Origin of the sequence: Rhodococcus sp. NPDC057014 (genome assembly GCF_042673295.1) — a bacterium.
Classification (GTDB): domain Bacteria; phylum Actinomycetota; class Actinomycetes; order Mycobacteriales; family Mycobacteriaceae; genus Rhodococcus_F.
Map to the genome: position 1 here is coordinate 18,912 of NZ_JBHUSF010000096.1, position 8,691 is coordinate 27,602.

General features: G+C 65.8%; 9 protein-coding genes. 6 read left to right on the forward strand and 3 right to left on the reverse strand.

The features are described from left to right. Positions 1-67 precede the first annotated feature (67 nt). Positions 68-538, forward strand: coding sequence for a transposase (locus ACFTZB_RS20030; protein WP_378433688.1), 471 nt, complete (start codon positions 68-70; stop codon positions 536-538). Continuing rightward, entirely contained in the window at positions 495-761 is a 267-nt protein-coding gene (locus ACFTZB_RS20035; RefSeq protein ID WP_378433689.1) for a transposase, read from the forward strand. The genes ACFTZB_RS20030 and ACFTZB_RS20035 overlap by 44 nt, the downstream gene beginning before the upstream one ends. Positions 762-814: 53 nt before the next feature. Here the strand turns inward: ACFTZB_RS20035 and ACFTZB_RS20040 are convergent, their stop codons facing one another. Together ACFTZB_RS20040 and ACFTZB_RS20045 are read right to left on the reverse strand one after the other, a co-directional pair. Next, a complete protein-coding gene (locus ACFTZB_RS20040) occupies positions 815-1,558 on the reverse strand; it encodes a 5-oxoprolinase subunit PxpA (protein WP_378433690.1) in 744 nt (247 codons plus the stop codon). Then, the gene (locus ACFTZB_RS20045) at positions 1,558-3,069 is read right to left on the reverse strand and encodes an amidase (RefSeq protein ID WP_378433691.1); all 1,512 of its coding nucleotides are present in this window, start codon (positions 3,067-3,069) and stop codon (positions 1,558-1,560) included. Before ACFTZB_RS20045 ends, ACFTZB_RS20040 begins: the two co-directional genes overlap by 1 nt. Before the next feature lie 159 nt (positions 3,070-3,228). Here ACFTZB_RS20045 and ACFTZB_RS20050 point away from each other — a divergent pair, with 159 nt between their 5' ends. After that, positions 3,229-3,999 carry a FadR/GntR family transcriptional regulator gene (locus tag ACFTZB_RS20050; RefSeq protein ID WP_378433692.1) on the forward strand — a complete coding sequence of 257 codons (771 nt, stop codon included), beginning with the start codon at positions 3,229-3,231 and terminating at the stop codon, positions 3,997-3,999. A 94-nt stretch (positions 4,000-4,093) separates the two neighbouring features. On the opposite strand, the gene ACFTZB_RS20055 is transcribed toward ACFTZB_RS20050, so the two are convergent. Beyond that, complete coding sequence (locus tag ACFTZB_RS20055; RefSeq protein WP_378433693.1) at positions 4,094-5,254, reverse strand: PucR family transcriptional regulator; 1,161 nt, start codon at positions 5,252-5,254, stop codon at positions 4,094-4,096. Positions 5,255-5,562: 308 nt separating this feature from the next. Between ACFTZB_RS20055 and ACFTZB_RS20060 the strand changes: the two genes are divergently transcribed. The 3 genes from ACFTZB_RS20060 to ACFTZB_RS20070 are packed head-to-tail and all read left to right on the forward strand — an operon-like array spanning position 5,563 to position 8,642. Next, positions 5,563-6,885 (forward strand): MFS transporter, encoded by a 1,323-nt coding sequence (locus tag ACFTZB_RS20060; RefSeq protein ID WP_378433694.1) that lies wholly within the window; start codon positions 5,563-5,565, stop codon positions 6,883-6,885. 34 nt (positions 6,886-6,919) lie between these two features. Then, on the forward strand, positions 6,920-7,717 hold the full coding sequence (locus tag ACFTZB_RS20065) for a class II aldolase/adducin family protein (protein ID WP_378433695.1): 798 nt from the start codon (positions 6,920-6,922) through the stop codon (positions 7,715-7,717). A 1-nt stretch (position 7,718) separates the two neighbouring features. Then, positions 7,719-8,642, forward strand: coding sequence for a C-terminal binding protein (locus ACFTZB_RS20070; protein WP_378433696.1), 924 nt, complete (start codon positions 7,719-7,721; stop codon positions 8,640-8,642). Positions 8,643-8,691 lie beyond the last annotated feature (49 nt).

Sequence of the window (8,691 nt, forward strand, 5' to 3'; positions counted from 1 at the left end):
GGTGACGCAACCCTGAACAGGCTGGTTGTCGAGTTTGGGCTATCGAGGGCTGCTGTCACTTGGGCTCGTGCCTCGAACGCGATCTGATCGCCGCCGGCGAACGAATAGTTCGCGTCCCGCCGAAGTTGATGGCGAACGTCCGCGACGGCGCACCTACGGCAAGTCGGATCCGATCGACGCGCTCGCTGTCGCACGCGCGGTCCTGCGTGAGCCCGATCTGCCCGAAGCCCGCCTCGACGGCACAGCACGTGAGCTCCGGCTTCTGGCCGACTATCACGAAGAGCTCGTTGCCGAGCGGACACGCATCATCGCACGCCTGCGCTGGCACCTTGACGAGCTCGACCCGGGGTGGAAGGTGCCGACGAAAATGGATCGGACCAGCTCGGTCGATAAGGTTCGGGCGCATCTGTTGAACTCTTCGGGCGTTGTCGCTGAACTGGCAGCTCGACTCGTCGAGCATCGACGCCGCCTCGCTGTCGAGATCGACGAGCTCAATGGCGATATCTGTACGGGCTCCTTCGTTGTTGGTGATTCCTGAGTGCGGACCGCTCATTGCAGCGAAGTTGGTCGGTGAGACCGCTGGTGTCGATCGATTTCACTCCAAGGATGCGTTCGCGCGGCAAAACGGGGCCGCGCCGCTTCCGGTATGTTCGTCGAACCGTGCTCGACGTTTGGCTCTTGCGTGCCGGGAACCGTCAGCTCAATGCCGCAATTCACCGCATCGCACTTACTCAGGCCCGCTGTCATCCCGACGCGGGTGACTTCCCTGTGAGTGGCGTGCTCACCGCGAACGCTGCTTTGAGCGGGTGCGCGCTCAGACCGTGGTGGTGGTGCTCCCTTGGTGTTCGTCGAGTAGTTGGCGGATGCGCGCGGCGACGTCGGGTGCGTTTGGGAGGTCGGAGTGGATGCAGAGTGATTCGACGGTGACGTCGATTTCGGTGCCGCGGATCGATGTCGTCTTGCCGTCGACAAGTGCCCGGCGTGCTTTGGCTTCGATGTGGGTGAGGTCGTGGTGGGTGGCGGTCCGGTTGACGATGATGGTGCCGTCGTCGTTGTAGTCGAGGTCGACGTAGAACTCGGCGACGAATTCCACACCGCGGCGTTCGGCGACGCGTTGGTGCGCGGTGTGGGGGAGGCCGAGTATCGGGACGCCGTACTGTTCGGCGACGTCACAGGCGGATTCCATCAATTCTTCGTTGCGCGAGAGCATTCCGTAGAGCGCGCCGTGCGGTTTGATGTGGTGGAGCGGAGCGCCCGCGGCGTGGAGAAAGGCGGTAAGGGCTCCGACTTGATACCGGATCAGATCCCGGGTTTCGTCCGCGGTCAGTATCATTTCTCGACGCCCGAACCCCGTCAGGTCGGGTAGGCCCGGGTGAGCGCCGATGGTGACGTTCGCGTCGAGTGCGGCTGTGACCGTTCGTGCCATGGTGCTCGGGTCCCCGGAGTGCATTCCGCAGGCAACGTTGATCGTGTCGACGTAGTCGAGCAGGGCGGTGTCGTTGCCGAAGGTGTGGATGCCGAAGGCTTCGCCCATGTCCGCGTTGAGGGTGATGGACATCAGGCGCCCGTTCCTGTCGGACCGCCGGTGAGTGCGGGCGCCCGGCGGGCGCCGAGGACCCGTTCGACCCCGCGCGCGATCTGCAGGAGGGTTGTTTCTTCGAAGCGGGTGGACATGATCTCCAGGCCGACGGGGAGTCCGTCTGCGGTGAAGCCCGCCGGGACCGAGACTGCGGGGAAGTGCAGTTGGGACGCGATGACGGTGTTGGTCGGATACGTCAGGCATGTCCAGCGGCCGCCGAGTACGTCGTCGTGCGTGGGTGCTGGGAGTTTCACGTCGGGGAAGACGACGGCGTCCAGGGCGCGTTCGACGAACAGTGCTGTGACGGTCCGGGCGAATTCTTCGCGTGCGAGGACACGGTCGAGGTAGTCGGGATCGGATTTGGGGTCCTCTGGGCCGTCGGTGATGCCTTCGAACAGGTCGAGGTGTGGGTCGTAGGTGCCGTCTCGACGCACCTCGTCGACGCTGGCGATGCCGATCCGGGGGTTTTCGGCAAAGAACTGGTTCATGTCGTTGCGGGAGCGGGTGAAGTAGAGGGAGGTGAACGAGACGTAGTGATCGAGCTTCGGGATCTCGATGTCGACGAGTTCGGCCCCGGCAGCGGCGAGTTCCTCGAGCGCGTTGTCGATGACGTCGTTGACGGCTGCTCCTGCGTCGTCGATCGGGTCGCCGAATGCGCTGCGCAGGATGCCGATCCGCTTGCCAGTCACGGTGGCGCTCTTGATGCTTTCGGCGAAGGAACCGGAGTGGCGATGATGGCGCGCCACCGAGGTGAAGTCGTCGGTGGGGTCGTAGCCGACCAGGACGTCGAGGAGTTTGGCGGCGTCGGTCACGGTTCGGGTCATGGGTCCCGCGGTGTCCTGCGGTACGACGAGGGGCGACATGCCGGTGCGGCTGATCATGCCGGGTGTGACACGCAAGCCGACGAGGTTGCAGAACGAGGCGGGGAGGCGGATCGAGCCCCCGGTGTCCTCGCCGATGCCGACGAGGGCGAGATTTGCCGCGATGGCGGCTCCGGAGCCGCTGCTGGATCCGCCCGGGTCCCGGGTCAGGTCGTAGGGGTTCTTGGTAACCCCTGAGACGGAGGAGGTGGAAAACCACGAGGTGGCGAAGTCGGGCATCGTCGTCTTGCCGAGGATGATCGCGCCCGCGGCCTTGAGTTTCTTGATCGCGGTTGCGTCCTCGTCGGGCACGTAGTTCGCGGCGTTCTGGTTGCCGAAGGTGGTGCGTATCCCCGCGGTCACGGCCTGATCCTTGACCAGGACGGGTACTCCGTGCAGGGGCCCTGCGAACTCCCCGGCAGCACCGAAGGAGCGGTCGAGTGCGTCGGCGTCGTCGAGGGCGGTGTCGGACACGGTGATGATCGAGTTCAGCCGGGGCCCGTCCTGGTCGAGGGCGGCGATGCGGTCGAGATATGCCTGCACGACGGCGCGCGCAGTTGCGGTGCCGTCGCGATAGGCCTGCTGAACGCTGTCGATGGTGGCTTCTTGGATATCCCAGTCGAGGCTCATCTGTGGTCACTTCCGTGGGCCGGCGCGCAGGCCGGGGTGGTGGTTTGCACTTGTCGCTGTGGGTGCCGACGAAAAGGTCAACGTTCAATGTTGGACTTTGAACGTTGGGCGTTACTGTAATGCAGAGCACAACGTCAGGCAACAGAGAGGTCTCCCGCAATGGATCGAGCGTTCAGGCCGAAGGCGCTGACCCGCAAGGACGCCTCGGGGCAGATCGCCAAGCAGCTGAGATCGGCGATAGCCGACGGCGTCTGGGTTCCCGGGGAGCGGCTGCCCACCGAACTCGACCTCGCGGACACGTTCGACGTGTCACGCAACACCGCGCGTGAGGCGCTCAAACTTCTGACCGCGACGGGACTGCTCACGTCGGTCCGTGGCGGCGTCGGGGGCGGCACGTATGTCGCGGTCCCGAACTCCGACGACATCGCCGAGTTGCTCGGCGACGCCATCCGCCTCTGGTTCCGCGCCGGCGACGTCACGGTGCACGACGTGGACGAAGCACGTCGGGTGCTCGAGGAGTTCAGTGTCGCGATGGCGGCCCAGCGCCACACCGAGGAAGACCTCGGGGCCATTCACCGGCCTGTCATGGCGTCGCGAGATTTCGAGATGGACATCGAGGAGTGGCTCGGGCTGGACCTCGAGTTCCACACCGCGATCACGCGAGCGGCGCACAATCCGATCCTGGAGTTGGCGATGACCTCGGTGCACCTGATCCGCCCGGTCACCAACCGTGTCTTCGTCGATCGACTGGATCGACGACTGGTGATGGAGCAGCACGAGGGGATGTATCAGGCGATCGCCACCGGCGACCCGGCACAGGCGCGGGCGGCGTTCGCGACTCACATCGGCTACCTCGATTCGGTTCGCGCCGAGGTGCTGCGAGATCTGAACGCCGACGACGTCCGTATCTCCGACATTCCGGGTGTATAGGTCGAGGATTAAGAGCGGAGTACGCGGTGATGTCGAGCCTCCCCGCGAGAGGACAGTGGCCCATCTTGGATGAAGATCGACACTCCAAACGCAGTCATGCCAGCGCGAGTAGCGCCAGCGCGGCCTGTTCGGGCACGGTGACGTTCAGGCTCGTCAGTTTCTCGAACCTGCCGAGCCGGTTGAGCACCGTGTTGCGGTGGCAGAACAATTGCGCCGCAGTGTCGGTGACGCTACCCGTCGACAGGTAGGCGCGAACGGTCTCGACGATGCGCTCGCGTTCCTCGTCGGTGATCGACGCGAGCCCGGACAGCAGGTGCGCCGAGAAGTCCGTCTGATCGTCCAGTCGGCCCTTGGTGACCCGGGCCCACGCGTCCGTGAGCGTCGTCAGGCCGTGCTCGTCGGGGCGGATCGTCCGGAAGATCTCGTGAGCGGTGTTCGCGGCGGCCGGTACCGCGGTGAGTCCGGGCACCGCCGCGACCATGCCGCCGGCGACGTCCCGCAGTTGCCGGTGCTGCGTCTCGAGCCCCCGGGTGGGTGTCCGCGGTGCGGGCCACAGAACCACCACGCGGCCGGACTGATTCAGCACGAAGAGTTGTTCGCCGCCGGCCGCGAGGGTATTCGCGATTCTGTGCACTGCCTGGGACGCTTCGGGATCCACGACGACGACCCGGAACGTGGCATCGGCGTCGACCTTCAGGGCCCGGGCGATCTGCTCGAGCTTGCTGGGCACGAGGCCTGCCGGCCCGAACAGTTCCGCCAGGTACGTCTGCTGCTCGTCGCGGGTGAAGGCGGCCATCGCGGCCTTCTCCTCGAGATAGCTCTGGTGGACGGCGCGAGCGTAGTCGTCGACCACGGTCCACAGGCTGTCGACGTGCAACGCGAGAACCGCCATGTCCGCCGAGTTCGCGCGCCACAGCAGCGCCGACCAGATGATGCCGAAGTCGAGACGGACCGCGGTCACCAGATCCTCGACGGGAATCCCCTGCCGGGCGCGCAATCGACCCAGTTCGGAGGGGAGCGAGCTGAGCTGGGTTGTCGTCGCGCCTGCGGTGACGGCTTCGAGGATCAGCCGAATCGATTCGCGGGCGGAATCGCGCAGACCCTCCCGGTCGACCAGACCGGATCGATATCCCTCGACGGTGTCGAGCCGGTCGAGGAAGGCAGTGGCCAGATCGTCGGTGTTGCGCATGGCGCCGACGATCAACTCGCGCCAGCGAGGCAGTGTCTCCTGTTTCCGCTTGGCGAGGTTTCTCACGGCAGGGTCCTTTCGCCTGAGTTTGCGGTCACGTTTCGTCGAGATCTCCGATTCGCGCACCGGAGTAACACGTGGTTGGAGATTCGCTCATCGGCTGTTGTCGCAGTGGACGAATCACCTGGGAAAGCTCGCCGACGACGTTGCTCCCTCGCCGTCACATTATGCACATACACAATAATCCTGCTCTTCCTCGAGGCAGATAGCGATTTCCTCCCGCTCCCGGGTGCGGTTTCATTGATGACACCCCAACTGGATGACACCCCAACTGGACTTTCCTGCCCTGTACCCGCGACATTCGGAGCACCACCATGAGCCCCTCGGCAACCCGACAGGTCGGCCCCCCGACCCCGATCCCACGAGACACGTCCCGGCGCGTGGCGTTCGCCGCATTCGTGGGAACGGCGATGGAGTGGTACGACTTCTTTCTGTTCACCACGGCCGCCGCGCTGGTGTTCAACGTGCAGTACTTCGTCAACGACAACGCGCTGACGGCGACGCTCGCGTCGTTCGGCACACTCGCGGTCGGATTCGTGGCGCGCCCGGTGGGGGGACTGCTCTTCGGATGGCTCGGCGACCGGGTCGGTCGCAAGAAGATTCTGATGACGACCATCGTCGGTATCGGCGTCGCCACCGTGCTGATCGGCATGCTGCCCAACTACTACTCGATCGGGGTCATCGCGCCGATCGCACTCATCGTGCTGCGCGTGCTGCAGGGACTCGCCGTCGGAGGGGAGTGGAGCGGTGCCGTCACGATCGCCGCCGAGAACTCGTCGCCGGAGGAACGCGCGAAGTACGCGTCCATTCCGCAGCTCGGATCCCCGGTCGGCACGATCATGTCCTCGGGCGCGTTCTTCCTGACGTCGGCGCTGCTGACGGAGGACGTCTTCGATTCGTGGGGGTGGCGCATCCCCTTCCTGCTGGCCCTGCCGTTGCTGGGGGTGTCCATCCTGATCCGCCGTCAGCTCGAGGAGTCGCCCGAATTCGAGGCCTTGCAGGAGGAGGACGCCGTCGCGGAGGCACCCCTGCGCCAGGTGTTCGTCGGCGCGTGGCGACAGCTGCTCGTCGGTGCATCCGTCATGCTCATCGGCGCGGGCGGCTTCTACCTGATCACGACGTTCGTCATCAGCTACGGCAAACGCGTGCTCGGCCTGGAAGCGTCGATGCTTCTGCTCGCGACCGTCATCGCGGCGGCGATCGAGATACCCGTCATCATCTCCGGCGGACGCTGGGGTTCGCGATTCGGTTCGTGCCGCGTCGTGATCGGAGGTGCCGTCGCCACCATGGTCCTCGCCTTCCCGATCTTCTGGGCGATCGGCACTGCGCACCCCGTGCTCGTCGTACTCGGGATGAGCGTGGGCGTTGCCGCCGTGTCCTATCCGTACGCCGTCAGCGGGGCCGTGCTCACCAGTCTGTTTCCCGCGAAGGTGCGGTACAGCGGCGTGGCCGTCTCGTCGAACAACGCCGGCCTGGTATCCGGGTGTGTCCCGTTGATCGCGACCGCCGTGCTGACCGTGACCGGCGACCACCTCTGGCCCGCGGCGATCATTCTCGTGGCCATCGGCGCGGTCGCGTTCGCCGGCGGCGTCCTCGCACCGCGATGGAGTGTTGTCGAAGACGGCCTCAAGCACTGACATTCACTCTCGAACCACAGAAGGAACAGTCGTCATGAGCACAGCAGAGCAGCAGATTCCCGTGTCCGACCCCGCCGCGGCGCGGGACCGGACCGAATGGGACCTGCGCGTCGAATTGGCGGCCGTGTACCGCCTCGTCGCGCACTTCAAGATGACCGACCTCATCTTCAGTCATATTTCGCAGCGACTTCCGGGCGAGGAACCCCGCTTCCTCATCAATCCGTACGGACTGCTGTTCGAGGAGATCACCGCGTCGAACCTCGTGGAGGTGGGTCTCGACGGCGAACTGTTCACCCCGTCGGAGTACCGGGTGAACCCGGCCGGATTCGTCATCCACAGTGCCATCCACGCCGCCCGGCCCGACGCGCACTGCGTGCTCCACACCCACTCGCGCAACGGTTGTGCGGTGGCAGCGCAGAAGGGCGGCCTCCAGCCGATCAACCAGACGTCGATGGAGTTCTACAACCGGATCGCGTACCACGACTACGAGGGTGTCGCACTCAACGACGCGGAGAAGGTCCGGCTCGTGGAAGACCTCGGCGACAAGAACGCGATGATCCTCCGCAACCACGGACTCCTGACGGTGGGTGACAGCGCGCGCCGCACGTTCCTGCGCATGTTCTACCTCGAGCGGGCATGCGAGATGCAGGTCGCCGCGCAGTCCACCGGCCAGGAACTGATCGTTCCGTCGCCGGAGGTGTGCGAGCACACCGCCCGGCAACTGAACAACGAAAATTCCGCCGATGACCACGACAACAGCGACAACTGGGACCTCGCCTGGTCCGCCCTGCTGCGCCTGGTCGATCGGATCGCCCCGGACTACAGGTCCTGAGATGACACACGAGACGAAACGCCGTGCCGTGGTGGTGGACGGGGTCGGTACGCTCGTCGCCGATCCCGCCCTGCTGCCGGACCTCTGGATTCTCGACGTGCTGCCGCACCTCCCACGAGGTGACGACGTGGTCGCGATGGCCGTGAATCCGGAGACCGCTCAGGTCGGGCCGGAGGAGTTGGATCGGGTCCCCAATCTACGGCTGCTCGCCGCGACGTCGGTCGGCACCGACCACCTCGACGTCGAGGAGGCGCGCCGTCGCGGGATCACGGTCACGAACGCTCCCGACTACTGCACCGACGAGGTCGCCGACCACACCACGGCGCTCGTCCTGGGGATCCTGCGCCAGACGCACCGCCTCGACCGGTCGGTTCACCTCGGCGGCTGGACGGTGGGCACACCCCCGCCCCGCTCCGTTCGTGGTGCGACACTGGGAATCTGGGGTTTCGGTGCAATCGGGCGGGCGGTCGCCCACCGCGCACACGCCCTCGGCATGCGGGTGCAGATACATTCGCGCGGGCCGATCGGCGACGGCTTCCCGGCGTACACACAGGTGGGCTGGGACGAGCTGATCGGCACCAGCGACGTGCTGTCCGTGCACCTGCCGCTGAGCGACGAGACGCGGGGACGGTTGGACGCAGAGGCGCTGCGCTGCATGCGGCGCGGCAGCTTTCTGGTCAACGTCTCTCGCGGGGGAATCGTCGACGAAGCGGCCCTCGACGCCGCCCTGCGCTCCGGGCACCTGGCGGGGGCCGCGGTCGACGTGCTCGCAACCGAACCGCCCGTCGACGGGCATCCGCTGTCCTCCACACCGAACCTGGTCATCACACCGCATGCCGCGTGGATCTCCGAATTGTCGATCCACGCCCCGTTCCGCATGTTCGCCGAGGCGGTGGCAGCGCTTCCGGAGGAACCGGACCGGTAGCCGGAGCGGTCGAAGTCGATACGTAAGCCCACCCACACGACGCGAGTCG